Origin of the sequence: Streptomyces sp. NPDC058579, from assembly GCF_042718575.1 — a bacterium.
In the GTDB taxonomy this organism is placed as follows: Bacteria; Actinomycetota; Actinomycetes; order Streptomycetales; family Streptomycetaceae; genus Streptomyces.
The window spans coordinates 23,211-47,879 of record NZ_JBHXPI010000047.1 but is presented as its reverse complement, the minus strand read 5'-3'; the positions used below and the strand labels follow the sequence as shown (position 1 = coordinate 47,879).

Sequence of the window (24,669 nt, the reverse complement as noted above, 5' to 3'; positions counted from 1 at the left end):
GCACGCTGTTGAGTTCTCAAGGAACGGACGCTTCCTTCGTACTCACCCTCTCGGGCTTTCCTCCGGGCTTTTCCCTTCGGTCTTTCGTGTTTCCAGCTTAGCAGATCCGATTTCCCGTTTCTGCCACCCGCTGGAGCGGGCTGCCGATTTCGGAATTCGCTTTTCGCGCTTTCCCTTGCGGCGGGGTCAAACACTACCAGGCTTTTTCAGTCCCCCTGACCACCCCTCCGCAGGCATGCAGAGGTGTAGACCACTGGGGTTAGGATCTGGCTCGATAGGTGCTGCCGACCCACGACTCAAAGCCGCGTTGGGGTCAGGCAGGAGTACGACAGTACATCCCACCGTCAGCTGAGGCAAATCGTTTCGGGGTAGTCCCTAGGTCCGCCAACTGGTACGTCTCGTGCGGAACCGGGACTTCTTATGACTTAGGCTTCTGAACAGTACGCCGTCCAGGACAGGCAGTGACGGCGCCACACAATCTCCGCCCCTGGGAGGCTTCCCATGACATCCGTGACGTCGCCGCTTGCTGGTCGCGCCATCGGTCTCGCCGCTGTACCCGACCCGGTCTTCTCCGGCGCGATGGTCGGTCCCGGCACCGCCATCGATCCCGTACGTGAAGCGTCGGAGGCCGTGTCTCCGGTCGACGGCGTCATCGTCTCTCTGCACCCGCACGCGTTCGTCGTCGTCGACGGCGAGGGTCACGGTGTGCTGACGCACCTCGGCATCGACACCGTTCAGCTCAATGGCGAGGGCTTCGAGCTGCTCGTCAACAAGGGCGACACCGTGCAGCGGGGACAGGCCGTCGTCCGCTGGAATCCGGCCGCCGTCGAGGCCGCCGGCAAATCCCCCATCTGTCCCGTCGTGGCCCTGGAGGCCACGGCCGACTCCCTCTCCGATGTCGTCGAGGACGGCGAAGTGAAGTCCGGCGACGCGCTCTTCGGCTGGAGCTGACGCCGGCGTCGTCCTCGGGACGACCACGGTTCGACATTCATCGCGGCGGCCGGATGCCGCCGCTCTATCGGAGACGGTGAGATGGAGACAACGCTGCGAGGCGTCGGCGTCAGCCACGGAGTGGCGATCGGCGAGGTCCGGCACATGGGTACAGCGGTTCTCGAGCCGCCGGCCAAGCAGATTCCGGCCGAGGAGGCGGAGCGCGAACAGGGGCGCGCCCGTCAGGCCGTGGAGGCTGTGGCTGCCGACCTGATTGCGCGCGGCAATCTGGCCGGTGGCGAGGCCCAGCACGTGCTGGAGGCCCAGGCGATGATCGCCCAGGACCCCGAGCTCATCGCTGACGTGGACCGCCGTATCGCGGTCGGCAGCACGGCCGAGCGCGGTATCTACGACGCGTTCTCCCACTACCGCGAGCTGCTCGCGGGTGCGGGTGAGTACATGGCCGGGCGCGTGGCCGACCTCGACGACGTGCGGAACCGTATCGTCGCGCGGCTGCTCGGGGTGCCGATGCCGGGTGTGCCGGACAGTGACGAGCCGTACGTGCTGATCGCCCGGGACCTGGCTCCCGCCGACACGGCGCTGCTCGACCCGACGCTGGTGCTCGGCTTCGTGACCGAGGAGGGCGGGCCGACCAGCCACAGCGCGATCCTCGCGCGGGCGCTGGGTGTGCCCGCTGTGGTGGCGCTGCCGGGCGCGGGTGAGATCGGCGAGGGCACGGTCATCGCGGTGGACGGTTCCACCGGTGAGATCTTCGTGGACCCGAGCGTCGAGAAGAAGGCGCAGCTCACGAAGGCCGCCGCCGAGCGCAAGGCCGCGCTGTCCGCGTCCAGCGGTCCGGGTGCGACGTCGGACGGGCACAAGGTGCCGCTGCTCGCCAACGTCGGTGGCCCGGCGGACGTGCCGGCCGCGGTGGAGGCCGGTGCGGAGGGTGTCGGTCTGTTCCGTACGGAGTTCCTCTTCCTGGACGACAGCAAGAAGGCTCCGACCGAGGAGAAGCAGGTCGAGGCGTACCGCAAGGTGCTGGAGGCCTTCCCCGAGGGTCGTGTGGTCGTACGCGTGCTGGATGCCGGTGCGGACAAGCCACTCGACTTCCTGACGCCGGCGGACGAGCCGAACCCGGCTCTGGGTGTGCGGGGGCTGCGTTCGCTGCTCGATCACCCGGAGGTGCTGCGGACGCAGCTGACCGCGCTGGCGAAGGCCGTCGAGGGTCTGCCGGTGTACCTGGAAGTCATGGCGCCGATGGTGGCGGACCGTACGGACGCGAAGGCGTTCGCGGACGCGTGCCGTGAGGCGGGGCTGCAGGCCAAGTTCGGTGCGATGGTGGAGATCCCCTCCGCCGCGCTGCGGGCTCGTTCGATCCTGCAGGAGGTGGAGTTCCTGTCGCTGGGCACCAACGACCTGGCGCAGTACACCTTCGCCGCCGACCGTCAGGTCGGTGCGGTGTCGCGGCTGCAGGATCCGTGGCAGCCGGCGCTGCTCGACCTGGTGGCAATGTCCGCGGATGCGGCCAAGGCCGAGGGCAAGAGCTGTGGTGTCTGTGGTGAGGCCGCTTCGGATCCGCTGCTGGCCTGTGTGCTGACGGGTCTGGGTGTCACCTCTCTGTCGATGGGTGCCGCGTCCATTCCTTATGTGCGGGCGACGCTGGCGAAGTACACGCTGGCGCAGTGCGAGCGGGCCGCGGCCGCGGCTCGGGCTGCCGACACGGCCGAGGAGGCGCGGGTCGCCGCGCAGGCGGTGCTGTCCGGGGAGTGATCCCCGTGCGTTAGTGGGTGTCTTTGGAGGGGCTCTCCGTCACTGGTGTGGCGGGGAGCCCCTTCGGCGTGTGTGGTGGCCGTCAGTGGTGGGTGGGCCAGTCGTCCTCGTCGGGGGCGAGGGGGAAGCCGGCGCGGTGGTCGACGCCTGGTTCGGGGGCGATGGGTTCTCCGGTGCGGGCGTCGGTGCAGTAGGCGCTGAAGACTTCGGCCTCGTTGAGCGGGTGCAGGTTTCCGGCGGTGAGGCGCCAGCCGTGGAGGCGGTCGCGGGTTCCTGGGGTGGTGGTGCGCAGGACGACTCCCCCGGGGCTGTCGAGGGCGATGCCGACGGCGAGGACGGTGGCGAACTCGGCTGCTTCGTCGCGGTCGAGGTAGGCGGGGCCGTTGTCGTCGCGGGTCGCCTGGAGGACGGCGAGGAGGTGTTCGTCGTCGGCGGGGACGCTGCAGACGAGGTGGTGGGTGCCGGGGCCGGCGGCTTCGAGGAGCCGGGTGAGCTGGCGTGAGGCGTGGGCGAAGGCTTCTCGGCCGATGTCCTGTCCGCAGGTGGCGCAGTCGCCGACGCCGGAGAGGAGTGTCGTGGCGTACTCCCAGGTGGCGTGGCGGACGGCCGTGTCGATGAGGGTGGGGACGAGGGTGGTCATGGGTTGGCCGGTGTAGGCGACGAGGGCGCCGGTGGCGGCCAGTTCGGCGGTGTAGCGGCTGCGGCTGGCGGGGCGGTCGGGGTCGAGTCCGGTCTTCTCGCAGAACTCTTCGTACTCCTCGGGGTCGAAGAGGGCGACGGTGGTGTGGCCGCCTTGGGTGGCGAGGGACTTGAGGAGTCCTTCGATCTGCTGGAGGTAGGCGGGGTGGTCGTCGAAGGCGAAGGTGGCGTACCGGCGCATGGCGGTGAAGTCGTCCTCGTCGGCGAGGAGCCCGACGGTGCTGGGGACTTCGCGGCGCAGGGCGCGGCGCATGGATGTGGTGGTGCCTGGTCGTGTCATGTCTCCCCCTGGGCGCTGTCGATCAGTGCTCACTCACCGTAACCTTCGGCACTGACAGTGACGACTTGGTGAGGCGGTCGCGGATCAGTCGGTGCTGTGCGGCGCCCGCTGCGACCAGGCCGAGGCCGAGCAGGGGCCAGGCGAGCGGGCCGGCGGACATGACGCCGGTGACGAGGAGGGGGCCGGCGAATCGCTGGGTGGACTGGGCGAGTCCGTGGACTCCGAGGTAGGCGCCCTGCGCGTGGGCGGGGGCCAGGGCGACGGAGAGTTCCCAGGAGGCGGTCGCGTGGATGATCTCGGCGAACGTGAGCGCGATGACGGCGACGACGAGGGCCGTGACGGCGAGGGCGGTGCCGCCGGCGGCTGAGGCGGCGAGGGCGAGGGTGCCGATGAGGAAGAGGGCGGTGAGGGGGACGAGGAGTCGGCGGGCGGCTCTCGTGGTGGCTCCGTACCGGGCGAGGGGGACCTGGAAGAGGACGACGAGGACGGTGTTGAGGACGAGCAGGAGCGGGGCGAGCCCGACGGGGGCTGTGGTGGCGTGGACGATCCAGAGGGGGACGGCGACCTGGAGGATCGTGTCGTCGAGGAAGAGGACGGCGTCGGTGGCGGTGTAGCCGAGGAAGGTGCGGTCGCGCCACGGGGAGGTCGGTGGGGTGGGCGTAGGGTCGCCCGCTTCGGTGGAGGTGGAGGTGGAGGTGGTGACGGTGCGGGAGGGGGCCGGGGGTTCGGCGCAGCGGAGGGTGAGCGCGGCGATGACCAGGTAGGTGACGACGTTACCGATGAGGAGCAGGCCGTAGGCGCGGGTGCTGCCGGTGGCGAGCGCGGCGGCGGCTCCGAGGCCGCCGATGGACCAGCCGATGTTGACGGTGGTGCGCTGGATGGCCTGGTAGCGGACGCGGTCGGGGCCGGCGATGCGGGCCGCGTAGAGCTTGATGAGGACGCTGCCGGCTCGGTCGGGGAGGGCGCCGAGGGCGGAGTAGAGCGTGAGGAGGAGCAGGTGGTCGGTGGTCAGGAGGAGCAGGAGGGCTGCGCCGCGGAGGAGTTGGGCGCCGACGATGATCTTGACGAGGGGGAAGCGGTCGGCGAGGCGGCCGGCGAGTGGGGCGCCGGCGATGCCGACGCCGCCGGAGACGGTCATGAGGAGGCCGACCTGGCCGAGGCCGAGACCGGAGACGTAGGTGAAGTAGAGGACGGTGCAACCGGCCCAGAGGCCGGTGCCGGTCTTGTCGATGATGCTGACGACGAGCATGCGGCGGCCGTCGCGGCCGCCGGGTATGCGGTTGAGGACGGTGCTGGGCCACGGAGTCGGGCGGCTCACTCGGTTCCCCCTTGACCTGAGTTTTGTATTGATACAGAATTCAGTACGTGGCAATACATTATTCGATCCAGGGGGCGACGGCCAAGGGGATTGCCGCGTCCGTCGAGCGCGGTGTGACCGAGGGCGAGCTCGCGCCGGGGGACGCGCTGCCTCCGGTGCGGCGGCTCGCGGACGAGTTGGGGATCAGCCCTGGCACGGTCGCGACGGCGTACAAGGAGCTGCGGCGGCGCGGTCTGGTGGTGACGCGCGGCCGGGGCGGCACGGTGGTGGCGGAGGCGCCGTCAGTCGCGTCGCGGCGGCCGCCGCGCGTGCCACCGGGGCTTGTGGACCTGGCCAGCGGCCTTCCCGATCCCGCCTTCCTGCCCGTCCTGCGGCCGCCGGCGGAGGTCCGCCCGGTGTACGGCTCACACCGCGCCGCGCCCCGGCTCGCCGCTCTGGAGGAGCTCACGCGCGCGTGGTTCGCCCGGGACGGTGTGCCGGCGGAGCGGGTGACGTTCGCGCACGGGGCGCTCGACTGCGTCGCGCGGCTGCTCTCCGTGGAGCTGCGGCCGGGGGACGCGGTGGCGGTGGAGGACCCCGGGTTCCACCATCTCCTGGACCTGGTACCGGCCTTGGGCCTGCGGATGGTGCCGGTGGCGGTGGACGGTGAAGGGATGACGCCGGAGGCGTTGGGGGGCGCGCTGCGTACGGGGGTGCGGGCGGTGGTGTGCAGTCCGCGTGCCCAGAGCCCGACGGGGGCGTCGTTCACGCCCGGGCGGCGGGACGAACTGGCCGCGCTGTTGCGGGGGTTCCCGGAGGTCCTGGTCGTCGAGGACGACTACAACGTGGAGCTCGCGGGTCCGGTGGTGCCCACGCTGGCGGCGGCGGGGCTCGAACGGTGGGCGCAGGTGCGGACGGTCTCGAAGCGGCTGGGCGTCGACCTGCGGTGGGCCGGGGTCACCGGCGATCCGGTGACGCTCGCGCGGCACGACGGGCGGATGCTGATGACGTCCGGCTGGGTCAGCCACGTCCTTCAGGAGACGGTCGTCGGGCTGTTCTCCGACCCGGCGGTCGCCGATCTTGTGGCGGCGGGCGAGGCGGCGTACGCGGAGCGGCGTTTTGCGCTCGTCGACGCGCTCGGTGCGTGCGGCGTCGGGGTGAGCGGGGGCGGCCGCTCCGCGAGCGGGCTCAATGTGTGGGTGCCCGTACGGGACGAGTCGGCGATGGTCAACGGGCTGCGGACGCGCGGATGGTGGGTGGCGGCGGGGGCGCGGTTCCGGATCGCCTCGCCTACGGCGGTGCGGATCACTACGGCGACGCTGGATGTGGTGGGGGCGGGGCGGTTGGCCTCGGACTTCGCGGATGTGCTGGGTGAGGCGCAGGCGACGTACGGGGGGTAGGTGTTTTCTCCCCCACCCCGCCCCTTCCCGAAACTCTGACGAGACCGGGGGCTGCCGCCCCCGAACCCCCGCGACGCGGCAGCTTCGCGCCGCGGGTTGGGTGGGGGGCTGGGGCCGGACTCTGGGTGCGGTGCGGCTCCCGGCACGGGGGCCGGGACGCTGCGTGGGCGAGCCGAGCTCCGGGTGGGGGCGGCGGCCTTGGGGCGTGGGAGGGCCGAGCTCCGGGGGTGGAGCCGCCCCTTCGTCGGCGGTCGTGGGGCGCGGCCAGGGCGAGACGGACTCCAGGAGGCTCCCTCTGCGGCGGCCTTGGGGCGCGGCGTGGGAGGGCCGGCTCCGGGTGTGGAGCCCGGCCCTTCGTCGGCGGCTGCGGGGGTTAGTTGTTTCGGTTGTGGGACAGGGCTTCGTAGAAGTGGAGGAGGTCCAGGTTGTCTACCGAGCCTGGGTTTACGGCCTTGGTCAGGGGGGTGCCCTGGAGGAGGCGCTTGACTGGGACTTCGAGGCGCTTGCCTGTGAGGGTGTGCGGGACTGCCGGGATCTCGATGATCTCGTCGGGGACGTGGCGCGGGGAGAGTTCGGTGCGGATCGTCTGCTTGATGCGGGCGATCAGCGCCTCGTCCAGGGTCGCGCCGTCCGCGAGGTGGACGAAGAGCGGCATCCAGTAGCCGCCGTCCGGCTCTTCGAGGCCGATGACGAGGGATTCGCGGATCTCCGGGAGGCGTTCGACGGCCTCGTAGATGTCCGCGCTGCCCATCCGGACGCCCTGGCGGTTCAGGGTGGAGTCGGAGCGGCCGTGGATGACGACCGAGCCGTGGTCGGTGATCGTGATCCAGTCGCCGTGGCGCCAGACGCCCGGGAACATCTCGAAGTAGCTGTCGCGGTAGCGGCTGCCGTCGGGGTCGTTCCAGAAGCGGATCGGCATGGACGGCATGGGGTTGGTGACGACCAGTTCGCCGACCTCGCCGATCAGCGGCTTGCCGGACTGGTCCCAGGACTGGAGGTCCGTGCCGAGGCCGGCCGCCTGGAGTTCGCCGATGTGGACGGGGAGGGTGGGGACGGCTCCTGCGAAGCAGGAGCAGACGTCCGTGCCGCCGCTGACCGAGGCGATCCAGAGGTCCGCCCGTACTTCGTCGTGCAGCCATCGGAAGCCGTCCGGCGGGAGCGGGGAGCCCGTGGTCGCGACGCAGTTGATCGCGGAGAGGTCGAAGTCCCGGCCGGGGTGGACGTCCGCCTTGGCGCAGGCCATGACGTACGCGGCGGAGGTGCCGTACAGGGTGGCCCCGGTCCGTTCGGCGACGCGCCACTGGGCGCCCGTGTCGGGGTAGCCGGGGCTGCCGTCGTAGAGGACGACCGTGGTGCCCGTGAGGAGACCCGAGACCAGGAAGTTCCACATCATCCAGCCCGTGGACGTGTACCAGAAGAACACATCCTCGGGGCCCAGGTCGCAGTGCAGGCCGAGCTGCTTCAGGTGCTCGATCAGGATGCCGCCCTGGGACTGCACGATGGCCTTGGGCAGGCCCGTCGTGCCGGAGGAGTACAGCACCCAGAGGGGGTGGTCGAACGGGACCTGCTCGAAGGTCGGTTCCGTGTCGGCCGCCGTGAGGGCCGACCAGGCGAGCGCTCCCTCGGGGGGCTCCGTGCCCAGGACCGGGATGTGGACCACGGCGCGGAGGGTGGGGAGTTCGGCGCGGAGTTCGGCGACCGTCTCGCGGCGGTCGTGCTCCTTGCCGCCGTAGCGGTAGCCGTCCACGGTGAACAGGACGACCGGCTCGACCTGTTGGAAGCGGTCGAGGACGCTGCGGGCCCCGAAGTCGGGCGCGCAGGAGGTCCATACGGCGCCGACGGCGGCGGTGGCGAGCAGGGCCACGACCGCCTCGGGGATGTTGGGCAGGTAGCCGCTCACGCGGTCGCCGGGGCGCACGCCGAGGGCGCGGAGTTCGGCGGCGAGGGAGCCGACCTGGCGGCGCAGCTCGGCCCAGGTGACCGGGCGCGGCTCATGTGTTTCGTCCACATGGAGCAGTGCCGTGTCATGGGGGCGCTCGATGGCGGCGCGCAGGGCGTGCTCGGCGTAGTTGAGGGTGGCTCCCGGGAACCACTGGGCGCCCGGCATCGAACGGTCGCCGAGGACCCGCTCGTACGGGGTGGAGAAGCGGACGTCGAACCACTCGGCGACAGCCCGCCAGAAGGACTCAAGGTCCTCGACCGACCAGCGGTGCAGGGCCGGGTAGCCGCCTGCGGCCGGGGCTCCGTGGTGTTCGGCGGCCCAGGCCTGGAAGCGGGTGACCGCGGCGGCGGCGATGTGGGCATCGTCCGGCTGCCAGAGCGGTTCGGTGTGCGCTGATGTCATGTGGGGTGGCTCCCTGGGCGTACGCGGGGTCTGCGTGTGTCCCGCGCACGTGCTGGGGTGTGCGCGTGACGCGGCTGACAGGGACGATGCCATGGGAGCGGCGTTCGCACCAGGGTTCCCCGCCCATGGTCGGGGTGCTGAATATGTGCTCTCACCACGGGTGAACGGCAGTTGAACGAACCCCTCCGGGGCCATGCCCAATGGCAGGCTGAGCAGCATGGACGGTCGTGAGCTGGTGCGTTCGGTGAGGGTGTTCGGTTCGGTGCGGGGATTGCGGGCGGTGCGTTCGGCGTGGCGTCAGCGCAGGACGGACGCGTGGGGGCTGCCGCCGAGGGGTGAGGAGCGGGCGCGGGTGCCCGGTCCTGTGGGCGAGGCGGAGCCGCTGCCGGGCGGCGGGATCGTCAGGTTCGCCCGCTCGGAGCTGCGGATCAGTGTGTCGGCCGGAGGCACGGTGTTCTGGGGCTGGGACGGGGCCGAGCAGCTGCCGTCGTACGCGTCGGCCGGTGAGGCTCCGGAGCCGGATCCGCGGGCCCGGCTCGAACCGGACACCGACGGCGGCTGGCGGGTGGTCTCCGAACGGGTGACGGTCGCCGTATCGCGGCACGGGGCGGTGGAGATCCGTACACCCGGTGGGGTGGTCCTGCGCCGGGATCTGCCGCCGCGCTGGTGGGAGCCGGTGGCGGGCGGTCCCGCGCGGTGGGTGCAGCGCAGCGAGGTGCCGGCGGACGCGCGGTTCTTCGGGCTCGGCGGGCGGGCCTCGGGGCCGCGCCTGCGCGGCGGCACGTACCGGCTGTGGAACACCGACCCCAAGGGGAGCTTCTCCCCCGGCGACGATCCGCTGTACATCACGATGCCCGTGCAGTTCGTCGTCGCCGACGCGGGGACCCATCTGGCGTTCCACGACAGCACCTGGGACGGGCAGGTCACCCTCACCGAAGGTGAGGAGGGGGCCGGTTCGGGGCACGACCGGCCGGGGACGAGCGAGGTCCGGATGAGCGGGGGGCCGCTGCGCTGCTGGGTGGTGGTCGGTACTCCCGCGCGCGTGCTCCACGGCTGGGCGGCGCTGACGGGTGCGCCGGCGCTGCCGCCGTCCTGGGCGCTTGGTCCGCAGCACGCGCGGTGGGGCTTCGGCAGCGAGCGGGAGGTACGGCGCGTGGTGGCCGGCTACCGCGAGCGGGGGCTCCCGCTGTCCGTGCTCCACCTGGACATCGACCACTACGACGCGCACCAGGTGTTCACGGTGGACCGCGAGTCGTTCCCCGATCTGCCGGGGCTCGCGGGCGAGCTGCGGGAGCAGGGCGTACGGCTGGTGTCGATCGTCGACCCGGCGGTGAAGGCGGAGCCGGGGAACGCCGTCTACGACTCCGGGACGGCGGCCGGGGCCTTCGTCCGCGACGCGCGGGGCAACGAGGTCCACGGGGTCGTGTGGCCGGGCGAGTGCGCCTATCCGGACTTCACGGACGCGGCGGTACGGGAGTGGTGGGGCGGTCTGTACGAGGAGCGGCTCGCGCAGGGCTTCTCCGGGGTGTGGCACGACATGAACGAGCCGGTCTCCTTCTCCCCGTTCGGCGACCAGACGCTGCCGCGCTCGGCCCGGCACGCCCTTGAGGGGCGAGGCGGGGACCACCGCGAGGGCCACAACGTCTACGGGCTGGCGATGGCGCGGGCCGGCTACGAGGGGCTGCGCCGGCTGCGGCCGGACGAACGGCCGTTCCTCTTCTCCCGCTCGGGTTGGGCGGGCATGCAGCGGTACGGGGGGACCTGGTCGGGCGATGTGGCGACCGGGTGGCCGGGGCTCCGGGCGTCCCTGTCGCTGGTCCTGGGGCTCGGGCTGTGCGGGGTGCCGTACTCGGGTCCTGACGTGGGCGGCTTCGACGGGAGTCCCTCGCCCGAGCTGTTCCTGCGCTGGTACCAGCTCGGGGCGTGGATGCCGCTGTTCCGCACGCACGCGGCGATCGACGCCGGGCGCCGGGAGCCGTGGGCGTTCGGCCCCGAGGTCCTGGAGCACGCGCGCGTGGCTCTCGCGGAACGGGAGCGCATGCGACCGTACTTCGTCACGCTCTCCCAACTCGCGCGGCTGACCGGGGCGCCGTACATCCGGCCCGTGTGGTGGGGGGCGCCGGAGGACCGGGCGCTGCGGGACTGCGACGACGCGTTCCTCGTGGGCGACGCGCTGCTCGTGGCCCCGGTGCTCGCCCGGGGCACCGACCGGCGGGCGGTGCGGCTGCCACGCGGCCGCTGGTACGACACGGCGACGGGGCAGGCGTACGACGGGCCCGGTCAGATCCTGCTCGACGCGCCCTGGTCCCGTATCCCGGTGCTCGCGCGGGCGGGATCGGTGATTCCGGTCCGGGGCGAGGACGGGGAGCTCGCACTGGAGGTGTGGGCCCCGGCGGCCGGGCGGACCGGTGGCGGACTCGTCGTACGGGACACCGGTGACGGGTGGGAGCCCGGCGAGATCGAGCGGTACGCGTCGCGACTTGTGGACGGGCGGGTGGTGGTGGAACGGGTCACGGACGAGGGCGCGGTCGAGGTGGAGCTGCCGGTGCGGGTGCGGGGCGTGGAGGGGTAGGGCTGCCGGTGGGGAATCGGAGATTGGAGATTGGATATTGGACATCGGAGATTGGATCCGGGATCCAATCTCCGGGATCCAATCTCCGGGATCCAATCTCCGGGATCCGATCTCCGGGATCCGATCTCCGATCCCCACGGGCCTCAGGTGTACTTGCCGGCGAACCAGCGGCGGGCCGCCTCCGTGTGCAGGGGGAAGGCCAGTTCTGTCGGGGCGCGGAGGATGTGGCGGCCGCTGGTCTCGTCCGTCGGGGCGGAGGGCGGCAGTTCGTCCGCCGCGCGGGTCGGGAGCAGGCCGAAGAGGAGCAGGTGGCCGCCCGGGGAGCTGAGCGCGTCGGCGAGGCGTACGTCCTCCGCGGAAGCCTCGATCCAGGTCTCCTCGCGCAGTTCGCGGACGACGGCGTCGCGCCAGTCCTCGGAGTGGTCGATGAAGCCGCCGGGAAGGGCGACGCCGCCCAGCTCCGGTTCGATCGTGCGCGTGATGACGACGAGTCCGGTGCCCCGCGCGTCCGTGACGGGGAGCAGGGCGATGGCGACGGGCAGCGGGTTGCGGTAGGCGACCGCGCCGCAGGCGGCGCAGGTGCGGGGCCAGTCGGCCGGTTCGGCGTAGCGGGTGCCGCAGCTGGAGCAGTAGGTGTCCTTCACGTCTGGACCGTACGCGATCACTCTTTCCCATACCCCGCGAACCTGATAGACGGTGCGCATGACGAGACTTGCTTCCGCTTTACGTACGCTCGGTGCGCTCGCTGCCGCGGGGCTGCTGGCCGCCACCGCCGCCGTGCCGTCCGCGCAGGCCAGACCGGAACCGGAGGCGCCGAAGGAGTTCGTGGCGCTGAGCTCCGTGGACCGGACGATCCTTCAGGAGATGCGCTACACCACGGTGCACAACTTCGTGGGCGAGCGCGTGGACGGCTACCGGCAGCCGCTCTGCATCGTGACTCGTCCGGCCGCCGAGGCGCTGCACCGGGCCCAGGTGAAGCTGCGCTCGCGGGGCTACACGCTGAAGGTCTACGACTGCTATCGCCCGCAGCGGGCCGTCGACCACTTCGTGCGCTGGGCGAAGGACCTGGAGGACGAGCGGATGAAGAAGGAGTTCTATCCACTCGTCGACAAGTCGAGGTTGTTCGAGGACGGTTACATCGCGGAGAAGTCGGGGCACAGCCGGGGCTCGACGGTCGATGTGACGATCGTGCGGCTGCCGGCCCGGCCCACGCGCGCGTACGTGCCCGGTGAGCCGTTGGTGGAGTGTTCCAAGCCGCGGGGCGAGCGTTTTCCGGACAACTCCGTGGACATGGGTACGGGCTTCGACTGCTTCGACACGCTCTCGCACACCGACGATCCGCGGATCCAGGGGGCCCAGCGGGCGAACCGGCAGCTCCTGAAGGAGACCCTCGCCGAGCAGGGTTTCGTGAACCTGCCCGAGGAGTGGTGGCACTTCACCTTCAAGCCGGAGCCGTTCCCGAGCACCTTCTTCGACTTCCCGGTGGCCCGGCGGTCCGTGGCCGGGCACTGACGGAGGGGTGACGAAGGAAGGAACGGGCGGCCGGGACCACCCCCGTGGGCCCCGGCCGCCCGTTCCGTACGTAGGGACGCGATAAAGGTCCGTACGGTTCTCAGCGCGCGGCATTCATGACAAACTTTCTGACGCTTCGTCAGGTACAGGTGATCTCGGGGTCGGGGAGGCCGTCGTGACACGGACGCGCAGGCCGGTGGTGGCCGGATGGTTCACGGACGACAGCGGCGGGGCAGGGCCCGGCGGAGAGGCGGAGTTCCGGCTCCTCGGCACCCGCTGCACGGCCTGTGCCTCGGTGTTCTTCCCGCGCGAGGACGGCTGGTGCCGCAACCCCGGCTGCGCGGGCGGTGGAACGCTCGTCGAGACGCCTCTCTCGCGATACGGCCGGGTGTGGTCGTACACCGACGGCCGCTACCGCCCACCCGCGCCCTACGTCTCCGACCCGGACGCGCCCTGGGAGCCGTACACCCTCGTCGCCGTGGAACTGGAAGCGGAGGCGATGGTGGTGCTCGGGCAGGCGGCGCCGGGGGTGCGGACCGGGGACCTGGCCGTCGGCATGGAGGTCGAGGTGGTGCCGGGCGTTCTCAACGAGGACGACCAGCACATCTGGACCACCTGGAACTGGCGGCCCGTCCACGCGCGCGTGGAGCCGTCGGAGACCCCTGAAACGGAGGAGCGGTCATGAACGACATCGCCGTCCTCGGTGCCGGGATGCACCCGTGGGGCAAATGGGGCCGGAGCTTCGTCGAGTACGGTACGGCGGCGGCGCGGGCGGCCCTCGCGGACGCCGGCATCGGCTGGCGGGACGTCGGCTCGGTGGTCGGCGCGGACACCATGCGGTGCGGGTACCCGGGCTACGTGGCGGGCGCGACGTTCGCGCAAGCGCTCGGCTGGCAGGGGGCACGCGTCACCAGCGTGTACGCGGCCTGTGCCTCGGGCGCGCAGGCCGTCGGCACGGCACGGGCCCAGATCCTGGCCGGCCTTGCGGACGTGGTCCTCGTCGTCGGCGCGGACTCCGCGCCCAAGGGGTTCTTCGCCCCTGCGGGCGGGGAGCGGCCCGACGACCCCGACTGGCTCCGCTTCCGCGTGCTCGGGGCGACCAACCCCGCCTACTTCGCGCTCTACGCCCGCCGCCGGATGGCTCTGTACGGCGACACGGTGGACGACTTCGCCCAGGTGAAGGTGAAGAACGCGGCGGCAGGGGCGCTCAACCCGCTGGCCCGCTACCGCAAGACGGTCAGCGCCGAGGAGGTCGCGGCCTCTGCCGTCGTCGCCGATCCGCTGCGGCTGCTCGACATCTGCGCCACCTCGGACGGGGGCGCGGCCCTTGTGCTCTCCAGCATGGAGTTCGCCCGCGGGCACGGGCACCCGGACCCGGTCCGTATCCGGGCTGTCTCCACCGTCACGCCGACGTACCCGAAGGCCGTCCTCGACCTGCCGGACATCGCGACCGACTCGGCCGTCGCCGTCTCCCCCGCGCCGCACTCCTTCCGCGCGTCGATCGCCCGCGCGGCGTACGAGGAGGCGGGGCTCGGTCCCGAGGACCTGTCGCTCGCGGAGGTGTACGACCTGTCCACCGCGCTGGAACTGGAGTGGTACGAGGACATCGGTCTGTGCGGGGCCGGTGAGGGCGCGAAGCTGGTACGGGACGGGGTCACGGCCCTCGGCGGCCGTGTCCCGGTCAACACCAGCGGCGGCCTGGGGTCGTTCGGCGAGGCCGTGCCCGCCCAGGCCATCGCGCAGCTCTGCGAGCTCACCTGGCAGCTGCGGGGCACGGCCGGAGACCGGCAGGTGCCGGGTGCCCGTGCCGGCATCACCGCGAACCAGGGGCTGTTCGGGCACGGTTCGGCGGTGGTGGCGGTGCGCTGAGCGGAGCCGACTGAGCCGAGGCCGAGCCCCCGCGACCGCCGTCAGGGGGCCACGGGCGCGCTCTGGTCGGCCAGGACGAGGGCGTGCTCGACGACCGCGACGAGGACGTTCTTGACCGACTCGCGGTCGCGCGCGTCGCACATCAGCAGCTCGACCTCCGGGTCGAGGTCGAGCGCGCCCCGGACGGTCTCGGTGGGGAACCGCCGGGCGCCCTCGAAGCAGTTGACCGCGACGGTGAACGGGATGCCACGCCGTTCGAAGTAGTCGATCGCCGCGAAGCTGTCCTCCAGGCGCCGGGTGTCCGCCAGGACGACCGCGCCGAGCGCGCCCTGCGCGAGCTCGTCCCAGAGGAACCAGAACCGGTCCTGGCCGGGCGTGCCGAACAGATAGAGCACCAGGTCCTCGCGGAGCGTGATCCGGCCGAAGTCCATGGCGACCGTGGTGGTCGACTTCTTCTCCACTCCGTGGAGATCGTCCACGGGCCGGCCGGCCTCGCTGAGGATCTCCTCGGTGCGCAGGGGTCTGATCTCGCTGACGGCGCCGACCAGCGTCGTCTTGCCCACCCCGAAGCCGCCCGCGACCAGGATCTTCAAGGTCACCGGTTCGACGAGCGGCTTGGTGCGGCTAGAGCGCCCGAAGGCCATTGATCACCTCGCGGAGAATGCTCACGTCCGGCAGCTCGGCCGGCGGAACGGGGCGGGTCACATGGACGAGTTCGTCCTCGACGAGATCGCCGACGAGGACCCGGACGACCCCGACGGGGAGGTCGAGTCCGGCGGCGAGTTCGGCGATCGACTGGGGGGTGTCCGAGCAGCGTTCGACGATCTCCACGTGTTCGGGGGACAGGGTCTGGTCCCGGCCGGGGTCGTCGGCGGCCGGTTCGGGCACCACCAGGGCGATCAGGTCGAGACGGTGGCGGGTGGCGGCGCTGGTCCGGCCGCGGGTCATCGCGTACGGACGGACCACCGGCCCGGCGTCGTCGTCGAACCAGTGGTGGGCCGGCTGCGCGCTCTGGTCCCACGAGTCCGGGGCGCGCTCGCCCTCGGCCGTGCGCCCGGCCGTGCCCTCCGTCGTGCCGTCAGTCATGGTGTCCCCCCACTCACCCTCCGGCGGTCAGCCCGGAGCGAGGCGCCGTCCCCAGGTGGATGCCGACCCGCTTGACCATCAACGTCATCTCGTACGCGACCTGGCCGACGTCCGAGTCGGCGTCGGCGAGCACGGCGAGGCAGCTGCCGTCGCCCGCCGCCGTGACGAAGAGGAACGCGTCCTCCAGTTCCACCACCGTCTGGCGGACCTTGCCGGCCTCGAAGTGGCGTCCGACGCCCTTGGCGAGGCTGTGGAAGCCGGAGGCGACGGCGGCCAGGTGCTCGCTGTCCTCCCGGGTCAGGTCGGCGGAGGCGCCGGTGGCGAGTCCGTCGCCGGAGAGCACCAGTGCCTTGCGGATGGACCCGACCCGCTGGACCAGCTCGTCGAGGAGCCAGTTCAGCTCGCCGTTGCCGTTTCCGGAGGTCTGGGTTGCTGCGGCGTTCGGTGCGGTCATCGACCGTCCCCCTCGGGTGTCGTTCCTGGTGCTGTCGTCTCGGCGTTCTGCCGTCGTCCGCGCTGCCAGCCCCGTTGCATCGAAGCCATGCGGTCGCGCACTTCCTCGGCGTCGCGCTCGAAGTCCGTGCCGGCCGGGGCTGCGGAGCCCGTGGCGGCCGTGGAGTCGGTGCGGTCGTCCGTCTCGCGCAGCTGGCGCGCGAGGCTGGCCTGCCGGACCCGGCGGGGCAGCCCGCCGAACGGCGCCGGGCCGTCGGGCGGTACGGGGACCAGGGTGGGCGGCATGCCCGGGGTGCCGCCTCCGCTTCCCCTGCCCGTGCCGCTGCCGCTGCCGCTGCCCTTGCCGTTGCCGTTGCCCCTGCCCGGTGTCTCGGGGTCCTGGGCGGGGATCGGGTGGGCGCGGCCGGGCTCGTCGACGCGGCGGCCGCGGTCCACGACGAGCGTGGGCGGACGGCGCTTGGGCAGCGGTACGGGGCCGCGGTCCTGGGACCGGTCGGGCGACTGGTCCGGGGCCTGCTGGTGCTGCTCGCCGTCCGGCGCGGGGGCCGGGGCGAGGCCGCGGCGGTGGCCCCGGGGCCGGAAGAGGCCGCCGCGCTCGCTCTCGGTGTCCTCCAGGTCGGCCGCGGAGGGCTTGAGCAGCTCGTCGAACCCGGCCGTGCCCAGGGGCGCTTCGAGCTCGACGGGGCCGTCGAGCGGCACGCGGAACGGCGTGTCGGGGCCGCCGCTGAGCCCGCCGTCGAGCAAAGTGTGGGCGCCGGACCGGGTGGGTCCGGTGGCCGGTGCGGCACCGCCCGGCACCTTGGTGAGCGCGGGCCTGCGCTCCGTGGAGGTCCGGTCCAGGCGGAAGCCGCCGCCCTCGGTCTCGGGGGCGTCGGTGAGCAGGGCGGCCGGGATGAAGACGACCGCGGTGGTCCCTCCGTACGGCGAAGGCTGCAGCGAGACCCGGACGTTCTGGCGCTGGGCGAGCCGGCTGACCACGAAGAGGCCGAGGCGGTCGGTGTCGGAGAGCTCGAACTCGGGGGTCTCGGCGAGCCGCAGGTTGGCGTCGAGCAGCAGGTCGGGGTGCATGCCGAGGCCGCGGTCGTGGATTTCGAGTGTGAAGCCGTTCGCGACCCGCTCGCCGAGGACCTGCACGGCGGTGTGCGGGGGCGAGAACACCGTGGCGTTCTCCAGGAGTTCGGCGATGAGGTGGGTGAGGTCGGCGACGGCGGGGCCGCCGACGCCGAGCCGGGGCAGGCGCCGTACCTCGATCCGCTCGTAGTCCTCGACCTCGGCGACGGCCGCGCGGACCACGTCCATGAGCTGGACGGGCTTGCGCCACTGCCGGGAGGGCGCGGCGCCGGAGAGGATCACCAGGCCCTCGGCGTGGCGGCGCATGCGGGTGGTCATGTGGTCGAGGCGGAACAGGTCGGCGAGTTCCTCGGTGTCCTCGGTGCGCCGTTCCATGGTGTCGAGGAGGGTCAGCTGGCGGTGCAGCAGGACCTGGTTGCGGCGGGCGAGGTTGACGAAGACCTCGGAGACACCGCGCCGGAGTTCGGCCTGCTTGACGGCGGCCTCGACGGCGGCGCGCTGGAGGGTGTTGAGGGCCTGGCCGACCTGGCCGACCTCGTCGTCCTCGTACCGCAGGTGCGGCACCTCGGTCTCGACGTCGACGAGTTCGCCTGCGGCGAGGCGGCGCATCACGCTCGGCAGCCGTACACCGGAGACCTCCTGGGCCTCCTTGCGGAGCCGGCGCAGGTCGCGGACGAGGTCGCGGCCGACGCGGACGGAGACGACGACGGAGAGGAGCAGGGCGAGGAAGCCGAGGACGCCGGCGATGCCGGCCTTGAGGAGCACGCTGTAGGCGGCGGGCTGGACGCGGTCCTGGTAGCGGTCGCCCGCCGCGGTGTTCTCCCGCGCGAGGTCGTCGAGGACCGGGGTGGCCCGCTCCTCCCAGCGCTCGGCGGTGACGACACGCGGGTTCTTGGTGGGACCCGCGGCGATCAGGTCCTCCTCGGCGCTGCGCAGCGGTTCGGTCTCGGGGCTGCCCCAGTAGCGCTCGAACCGCTCGCGTTCGACCGTGGGGAGGATCTCCAGGTTGACCTCGTACAGCAGCTTGCGCTGGGCGACGAGATCGGTGATCGCGCGGATCTCCTCGGCCGTGACGCGCTCGGACTTGAGCGCGGAGAGGACCAGGGCGTCCTCGCGGGAGAGCATCTCGCGGCCGCGCGTGACGCCGACGAGGGCCCGGCCCTGCTTGTCCATCTCCACGTTCTCCAGGGCGTGGAGGGTGGTGAGGAAGCTGTAGCAGGGGTCGACCAGGCGGTTGTAGAAGTCGAGCGCCTGGATCCGGCCGATGCTGCGGTTCTCGACGGAGCGGCGGAGCGCGTCCAGGCCGTCGAGGGCCGTGAGGAGGGAGTCGAGGCGCTGCGAGGCGACGGGCCGCATCTCGTCGCGTACGCCGGAGTCCGCGGCGTTGCGCCGGACCAGGGCGATCTGACGGTCGGTGGCCTCGCGCTGCTTGCGCAGGCCGGTGAGGGCGTCGGAGGCGCGCGGGTCGGCGAGGTAGGCGAGCGACTCGCGGCGTTCCTTCTGGATGACGCGCGCGGTGTCCTCGATCGGGTAGCCGACCTTCTCGACGATGTAGCCGACGTCGAGGAGTTGGTCGGCCTCGCGGCCGGTGAGCACGGTCGCGAAGCCCCAGAGGGCGGTGAGGGAGACGAGCGGTACGAGCAGCAACGCCACGATCTTCCGGCGGATGGACTTCCCGCGAAAGCGCATGGCCTCCCCCAGTTCGGCAGGCCCCCGCCCGGCGCGGAGGTCCTCCTGTGCGACGCGCGGCGTCAACACACAGCGTCAACCCAGGGCGTCAACCATCAACTTCAACAATTGGCGGCGTGAGCCTACTACTGCATCACAGCCAACTCGAAGACGCATCCAGGCGATTTTCAGCCTCTTGAGTGAGCGTTGTTCTGGAGATGTCCCGCTATCCGGGGAGTTGGGATTCCACAATGTGGCGCAGGACACGTTGCGGAACCTTGCAGGCGGCTGTCGAACGGATGGCTGGAATTTTTCGTTCCGGTATGGGGGTGGGGAAACCTTTTCCCCCCGCTGAGCGTCTTTGTCCGTGGGGAGGGGTGCGTCCGAGTAAAGCCGCTCAAGACGGGCAGCCACCCCTGAGGACGGTCGGCGTGGGGAGTGACGAAGCGATGGAGTACGAGGCGCGGTCAGCGCGGCAGTTGTGGGTGGAGGACGAGAAGGCCCGGCGCCGTATGCCGGACCCGGTGCGTACCGCCGCCGTACGAGCCGTGATGATCACGTCGATCACACTGGTACAGGCCGTGGTGGCCTTCTTCTGCGCGGTCACGAGTTCGTGGCTCGCGTTTCCGATGCTGCTGTCCACCGTGGGCAGCACGGTCGTGGCGACCTGGAGCGTGCTCGATGTCTGGGTGACGCGTCAGGTGTGGCGGCAGCGGAACGGAGTGGTGTCCGAACCGAGCAGTACGGCGCGCCCGTCGCGCCGCGAGCGGCGCCGGGAGCAGAAGGCCGCGCGGGCCGTCGCAGAAGGCGACCCGGGCGGCCACGGGGCCTCGGGTCTACGGCGCGCGGAGGCGCCGGCGCTGTCCGAGGCGGCTTGAGGGCCTGAAAGCCTGACGGCCTGAGGAACGGATGCGAACGGCCCGGTCCCCTTGCGGGGCCGGGCCGTTCGACGCGTTCAGGGCGCTACGGGCCGCACCTTCGCCGTGTTCAGCGCGGTACGGCCGCGCCGCTGTCACCTCTGCGCGGGCTCCTGGTGCTCCTCCTGCGAGCGGCGGAACATCCGGGTCGCGGTGATCTCGCCATGGACCGCGCCGTCCTCGGCGGTCGGCTGCGGAAGGCCCGGCCGCAGGTGCTCCTCGACGCTGATGTACTTCAGCCCGGCCCGCAGGTCCGCGTCGTTGCGCAACCGGATGACCAGCGGGAACTCGGCGAGCGCGGTCGTGTCGAACAGACCGGTCGTGTACAGCAGCTGGACGCCGAGGGCGTCCGAGACGGCCCGCTGAAGCTCGAGCAGGTACGTGGCGTTGGCGCGGCCGATCGGGTTGTCGAGGAACAACGTGCCCGCGTGGCGGTGCTTGTCGCGGCCCCGGTCGTTGGAGCGCAGGGCGGCCATCGTGCAGTAGAGGGCGATGGCGGCGGTGAGGAGCTGGCCGCCCGAGAAGACGTCGCCCATCTGTCCGACCGGCACGCGCTCGGCCCGCAGCACGGCGTCGGGCTTCAGGATCTCGACCGCGATGCCGCGCGGCTCCAGGGCCGACTGAACGCCCCGCAGGAGCAGGGACATGCCGTCGCGGCGCAGGTCGGAGTTCTTCTTGACGGCGGCCCGGGTCGCCTCGTCGATGACCTCGCCGAGCCGCTCGGCGAGGGTGGCCTGGTCCGGCTCCTCGAAGCGGATGCGCAGGAACTCCTGGCCCGACCACTCGCCGAGCCCCTCCGGCAGCCGCGAAAGACGCTGCGCGGAGCGGAGCGTGGTCAGCGCGGACTCCACGAGCCCGCGCAGCCGGTCGACGATGGAGTCGCGGTTGCGCTCCAGCTGCTCCAGCTCGTCGGTGAGGACGCGGAGCCGGGGCGCGAAGGCCTCGGCCCACTTCGCGGCGTGCTCGGGGAGCGCGGCGGCGGGCAGTTCGCGGATCTGCTGCCGGGCGGGGGTGCGGACCTGTTCGTAGCGGGTCGAGTTGGCGTGCCGGACGAGGATGTCGCTCGCCTCGCGGACGGCGGCGTCGGCCCCGGAGAGGTCGGCCGAGCAGCCGCGCAGCGAGCGGCGGGCCTCGGCGGCGGTCTGCCGCGCCTCCTCCAGCGTGCCGGGGTACGGCTCCGGGCCGTCCTCCTCGTCCTCGGTGTGGTCGCGCATCAGGTCACGCAGGAGGGCCGCCGTCTCGTCGAAGCCGCCGGCGGCGTCCTCGGCGGCCCGGTGGGCGCGCAGGAGGCCGGTGTGCGCGGTGCGGGCCGCCTCCAGGGCGTCGCTGCGGGCCCCGAGTTCGGTGGTCGCGGTACGGAGCAGGGCCTGCGCGTGCTCGGCGTCGGCGGGGACCAGGTCCTCGGGGAGCTCGGTGTGCGACGCGCCGTCCTCGGGGGCCAGCCGCTCGGACTCGCCGCGCAGTCGGCCGAGCTTCTCGCTCGCCTCGGTCGCGCGGCTCTCCAGCATCTGGACGAGGGACTCGGCGCGGGCTGCGGCGGCCTGCCGGGAGGGGCCGTCGGCGCCGTCCATGGACTCCAGGAGCTGTTCGGCGCGGACGCGGACCTTGTTGGTGAGGCGGTCCAGTTCGGCGAGCGCGGCGGACTCGTCGCTCTCGGCGCGCGCCTGTTCGGCGCGGAGGTCGGCGCCGACGCCGACCTTCTCGTACAGCTGGGAAGCGGCGCGGTACGCCTCCCGCAGGGTGGGGAGCGCGGTGCGCGGGGCGTCCGCGGCCTCCTCGGGGAGCTGGTCGGGGGCGCCGGCGATCTCGGCGCGCTCGGCACGCAGGGCGCGGGCGGTGCGGTGGGCGTCGTCGGCGGCGCGCTGGGCGGCGCGGCGGTCCTCGTCGGCGGCCCTGGCCCGCTCCAGGCAGGTCTGTGCGCGGGCCTCGGACTCGGTGGCGTCGTCGGCCAGTTCGCGGAGCTTGGCCTGCCAGGCGGAGCGCTCGCGCAGCCGGAACGCCAGGCCCGCGAGGGCGTCGGCGGCGCGGCGGGCGCGCTGGGCGGCCTCCTGCCGTTCGTCGCGTACGCGGGCGGCGTCGGCGGCGGCCTCGTCGGCCTCCGCGCGTACCGTACGGGCCTCGGTGAGGGTGGCCGCGGCCGCCTCCGCGGTCTCGCGGGCGGTGGCGGCGACGGCGGCCAGCTCGGCGAGCATGCCGGGCGGGCAGTCGGCGCGCCAGGAGCCGATCCGGGCGGCGAGCGAGCGGTCGCCCGTGAGGCGGGCGGCGAGCGTACGGATCTCCTCGTCGCGCGCGGCGGCGCGGGCGCGCAGGGCGTGCCGTTCCTCGTCGGCCGCGTGCTCGTCGTGCATGGCCGGGTTCGGCGGTACGAGGAAGACGCCCTGGTCCTCGCCAGATTCCGGGCTCGGTACGGGGGCGAGGAGAGCGGCGGCGGTGCCGACGGCGACCGTGGAGCGCGGCAGCAGGGCGGCCGTGCTCAGGACCTCGCGGGCGCGGGCGTACGAGACGGGGTCGGTGATCACGACACCGTCGACCAGCTCGGGGCGGGCGGCGAGGACGGCGGCGTGGTCGGCGGGGTCGACGGCCTGGGCGAGGTAGCGCCAGCCGGGGAGGGCCGGGATGCCCTGCTCGCCGAGGTACTCGACGGTGTGGAGCACGTCCGGGCCGGGCGGCAGGAGCCCGCCGTCGCCGAGGGCGCCGAGGATGCGGGAGTCGTCGGCGGCGACGGTGCGCAGGTCGAAGAGCTGGCGCTCGGCGGAGGCGATGGACTGGTCGAGCAGGCTCCGCAGTTCGTCGGCGTAGCGGTCGAACTCGGTGACGGTGAGCGGACCGGGGGTCCCTTCGGGACCGGAGGCTTCCTCGGGGGCGACCGGGGCGGCGGCTCCGGGGCCGTCCTCGCCCGCGCGGCCGTCCTCCCCCGCCCGCTGTCCGGGCAGCGGAGAGGGGGCTTGCGGGGGCAGGCTGAGGAGGTCGGCGAGGCGGGTGTCGGCGGCGAGGGAGTCGGCCGTGCGGCGCTCCGCGTCGTAGGCGTTCTCGGCGGCCTCGGCGGCGTCCGTGGCGCGGGCGGCGGCGAGTTCGGCGCGGGACTCGGTGGAGGCCGCCTCGCGGGCGCGGTCGGCCGCCTCGCGGGCTGCGTCGCGGGCCGCGTCCCAGGCGGCGACCGCGGTCTTCTCGGCGTCGCTCGCGGCGAGGGCGGCGCGGGCCGGGTCGGCGTCAGGGGCGGAGTCGTCGAGCCAGCCCGCGCGTACCGCCTCGGCCGTCTCCTGCGCGACCTCGGCGAGGCGCTGGCGCAGGTGCCCGGCTTCACTGCGGGCGCGCTGGGCCTCCGTCGCGGCGACGGTCGCGTCGCGGTGGGCGGTCTCGCCCGCCTCCTGGAGGGCGGCGGAGCGCTCCTCCTCCTCGGCGGCGTGCCGCTCGCCTTCCCCGGCGGCCGCGTGCAGGGCCCGTACGAGGTCCGCGGCGGCCAGGGCGCGGGCGGCGAGCGCGGGGGCGGCGTCCCGTTCGGCCTCGAGGATCGCGGCGGCCACGCGCGCGGAGCGGTCGCCCGCGGCCCGGTGGCGGAGCACGGCCTCGGCGGCCTGCCAGGCGGAGTGCAGCGTGCGCGCCTCGATGAGCTCGCGCCGCTGGGAGGCGGCGCCCTTCTCGGCGACGGTCAGGGCCAGGGAGGCGTGCCGGAAGGCGAGTTCTGCCGCGATGAGCGAGCTGCGGCCGCGGGCGGTCTCGGCCTCGGAGACCGCGTGCGCGGCGGAGGTGACCTGCTGGGCGAGTTCGGCCGTACGCGCGCGTTCCTCGGTGGCGCGGGCGGAGAGCCGGCGGGCGAGCGTACGGGTTCGGCGCTCGGCCCCGGCGTGGACGTCACGCGCGCGTGCCCGGGTCTCGGCGGCCTCGACGATGCGGCCGAGGAGGTCGACGGAGCCGGCGGTGAAGTCGCGTTCGGCGGTGAGTTCGGCGCGCCGGCCGAGCTTGTTGCCGAAGCCGCTGACCAGGTCGGCGAGGCCGTCGGTGTCCCGGGTGTCGGTGACGGCCCGCAGGAGCAGGTCGGTGAAGTCGGAGTCCTTCTTGACCGCGAAGAGGCCGGCGGCCTCGCCCTCGTCGGCGTTCATCTCCCGCTGGTAGCGGAAGAGCTCGGGGTCGAGGCCCAGGTCGCCGAGGTGTTCGTTCCAGCGGTCGTGGATCTCCTCCCAGTAGACCTCCAGGTGCGGGTACGCCTTGCCCGCCTCCGTGATGGCGTCCCGGAAGCCCTTCATGGTGCGGCGGCGGCCCTGCGCGCCGGACGCGCCCTCGACGGGCGGGCGTACGGACGTGGCCTCCGCGACGGGCAGGTTGTCCAGGCTGAGGCCGGGTCCGGGGCGGAAGGAGTACCAGCCCTCGGCGAACTTCCGGGGGTCGTTGGAGACCTGGCGCCCCCGCCACTCGCTGGCCTTGCCGACGACGACGAGCTCGCCGGTGAGGGTGTGCTGCCACTCCAGGGCGACGTGACCGCAGTCGTCGGCGAGCAGGAACTTGCGCAGCACGCCGGAGCTGGCGCCGCCGAGGGTGTTGCGGTGGCCGGGGAGCATGACCGAGAAGATCAGCTTGAGGAGGACGGACTTGCCGCCGCCGTTCTCCAGGAAGAGCACGCCCGCGGGGGCGGGGCGGCGCGGCGGGCCGACCGGCTCGTCCTCGAAGAACTCCGCCTGGGTGGGGGCGGGGTTGGGCACGGGCGCGCCGACTCCGCGCAGGTCCAGGACGGTGTCGGCGTAACGCGCACCGGCGGGACCGATGGAGTAGAGGCGGACCCGGGACAACTCGTACATGGCGG

Annotated in this window: 17 protein-coding genes; 8 read left to right on the top strand and 9 right to left on the bottom strand. The window is 72.8% G+C overall.

Features of this window, described 5'->3' with window-relative positions:
• Positions 1-501 precede the first annotated feature (501 nt).
• Positions 502-951, top strand: a complete 450-nt coding sequence (locus tag ACFWRO_RS32335) for a PTS glucose transporter subunit IIA (RefSeq protein ID WP_384516687.1) — start codon at positions 502-504, stop codon at positions 949-951.
• Between the two features lie 81 nt (positions 952-1,032).
• Positions 1,033-2,703 carry a phosphoenolpyruvate--protein phosphotransferase gene (ptsP, locus tag ACFWRO_RS32330; protein WP_384516684.1) on the top strand — a complete coding sequence of 557 codons (1,671 nt, stop codon included), beginning with the start codon at positions 1,033-1,035 and terminating at the stop codon, positions 2,701-2,703.
• A gap of 82 nt (positions 2,704-2,785) precedes the next feature.
• Here ptsP and ACFWRO_RS32325 read toward each other — a convergent pair whose 3' ends face one another.
• Positions 2,786-3,682 (bottom strand): hypothetical protein, encoded by an 897-nt coding sequence (locus ACFWRO_RS32325; protein WP_384516681.1) that lies wholly within the window; start codon positions 3,680-3,682, stop codon positions 2,786-2,788.
• Positions 3,683-3,704: 22 nt separating this feature from the next.
• Positions 3,705-5,000 (bottom strand): MFS transporter, encoded by a 1,296-nt coding sequence (locus ACFWRO_RS32320; RefSeq protein ID WP_384516679.1) that lies wholly within the window; start codon positions 4,998-5,000, stop codon positions 3,705-3,707.
• 47 nt (positions 5,001-5,047) lie between these two features.
• Here ACFWRO_RS32320 and ACFWRO_RS32315 point away from each other — a divergent pair, with 47 nt between their 5' ends.
• Positions 5,048-6,379: an aminotransferase class I/II-fold pyridoxal phosphate-dependent enzyme gene (locus tag ACFWRO_RS32315; protein WP_384516676.1), complete on the top strand. Its 1,332-nt coding sequence runs from the start codon at positions 5,048-5,050 to the stop codon at positions 6,377-6,379.
• 373 nt (positions 6,380-6,752) lie between these two features.
• On the opposite strand, the gene ACFWRO_RS32310 is transcribed toward ACFWRO_RS32315, so the two are convergent.
• Positions 6,753-8,723, bottom strand: coding sequence for an acetoacetate--CoA ligase (locus tag ACFWRO_RS32310; RefSeq protein ID WP_384516673.1), 1,971 nt, complete (start codon positions 8,721-8,723; stop codon positions 6,753-6,755).
• A gap of 217 nt (positions 8,724-8,940) precedes the next feature.
• Here ACFWRO_RS32310 and ACFWRO_RS32305 point away from each other — a divergent pair, with 217 nt between their 5' ends.
• Positions 8,941-11,295 (top strand): glycoside hydrolase family 31 protein, encoded by a 2,355-nt coding sequence (locus ACFWRO_RS32305; RefSeq protein ID WP_384516670.1) that lies wholly within the window; start codon positions 8,941-8,943, stop codon positions 11,293-11,295.
• 143 nt (positions 11,296-11,438) lie between these two features.
• On the opposite strand, the gene ACFWRO_RS32300 is transcribed toward ACFWRO_RS32305, so the two are convergent.
• The gene (locus ACFWRO_RS32300) at positions 11,439-11,999 is read right to left on the bottom strand and encodes an NUDIX domain-containing protein (protein ID WP_384516667.1); all 561 of its coding nucleotides are present in this window, start codon (positions 11,997-11,999) and stop codon (positions 11,439-11,441) included.
• Here ACFWRO_RS32300 and ACFWRO_RS32295 point away from each other — a divergent pair.
• The 3 genes from ACFWRO_RS32295 to ACFWRO_RS32285 all read left to right on the top strand — a co-directional run bounded on the left by ACFWRO_RS32295 (position 11,998) and on the right by ACFWRO_RS32285 (position 14,676).
• The gene (locus ACFWRO_RS32295) at positions 11,998-12,807 is read left to right on the top strand and encodes a M15 family metallopeptidase (protein WP_384516664.1); all 810 of its coding nucleotides are present in this window, start codon (positions 11,998-12,000) and stop codon (positions 12,805-12,807) included. The genes ACFWRO_RS32300 and ACFWRO_RS32295 overlap by 2 nt on opposite strands.
• Positions 12,808-12,982: 175 nt before the next feature.
• Positions 12,983-13,492 (top strand): Zn-ribbon domain-containing OB-fold protein, encoded by a 510-nt coding sequence (locus tag ACFWRO_RS32290; RefSeq protein ID WP_384516661.1) that lies wholly within the window; start codon positions 12,983-12,985, stop codon positions 13,490-13,492.
• Entirely contained in the window at positions 13,489-14,676 is a 1,188-nt protein-coding gene (locus ACFWRO_RS32285; protein ID WP_384516659.1) for a lipid-transfer protein, read from the top strand. Before ACFWRO_RS32290 ends, ACFWRO_RS32285 begins: the two co-directional genes overlap by 4 nt.
• 41 nt (positions 14,677-14,717) lie before the next feature.
• Here the strand turns inward: ACFWRO_RS32285 and ACFWRO_RS32280 are convergent, their stop codons facing one another.
• The 4 genes from ACFWRO_RS32280 to ACFWRO_RS32265 are packed head-to-tail and all read right to left on the bottom strand — an operon-like array spanning position 14,718 to position 18,975.
• Entirely contained in the window at positions 14,718-15,320 is a 603-nt protein-coding gene (locus ACFWRO_RS32280; RefSeq protein WP_384516656.1) for an ATP/GTP-binding protein, read from the bottom strand.
• Positions 15,301-15,762 (bottom strand): DUF742 domain-containing protein, encoded by a 462-nt coding sequence (locus ACFWRO_RS32275; RefSeq protein WP_384516654.1) that lies wholly within the window; start codon positions 15,760-15,762, stop codon positions 15,301-15,303. The genes ACFWRO_RS32280 and ACFWRO_RS32275 overlap by 20 nt, the downstream gene beginning before the upstream one ends.
• 13 nt (positions 15,763-15,775) lie before the next feature.
• Positions 15,776-16,216, bottom strand: coding sequence for a roadblock/LC7 domain-containing protein (locus ACFWRO_RS32270; protein ID WP_384516651.1), 441 nt, complete (start codon positions 16,214-16,216; stop codon positions 15,776-15,778).
• Positions 16,213-18,975, bottom strand: a complete 2,763-nt coding sequence (locus ACFWRO_RS32265) for a nitrate- and nitrite sensing domain-containing protein (protein WP_384516648.1) — start codon at positions 18,973-18,975, stop codon at positions 16,213-16,215. Before ACFWRO_RS32265 ends, ACFWRO_RS32270 begins: the two co-directional genes overlap by 4 nt.
• A 428-nt stretch (positions 18,976-19,403) precedes the next feature.
• Between ACFWRO_RS32265 and ACFWRO_RS32260 the strand changes: the two genes are divergently transcribed.
• Entirely contained in the window at positions 19,404-19,832 is a 429-nt protein-coding gene (locus ACFWRO_RS32260) for a hypothetical protein (protein ID WP_384516689.1), read from the top strand.
• Between the two features lie 134 nt (positions 19,833-19,966).
• On the opposite strand, the gene ACFWRO_RS32255 is transcribed toward ACFWRO_RS32260, so the two are convergent.
• Positions 19,967-24,664 (bottom strand): hypothetical protein, encoded by a 4,698-nt coding sequence (locus tag ACFWRO_RS32255; protein WP_384516646.1) that lies wholly within the window; start codon positions 24,662-24,664, stop codon positions 19,967-19,969.
• Positions 24,665-24,669 lie beyond the last annotated feature (5 nt).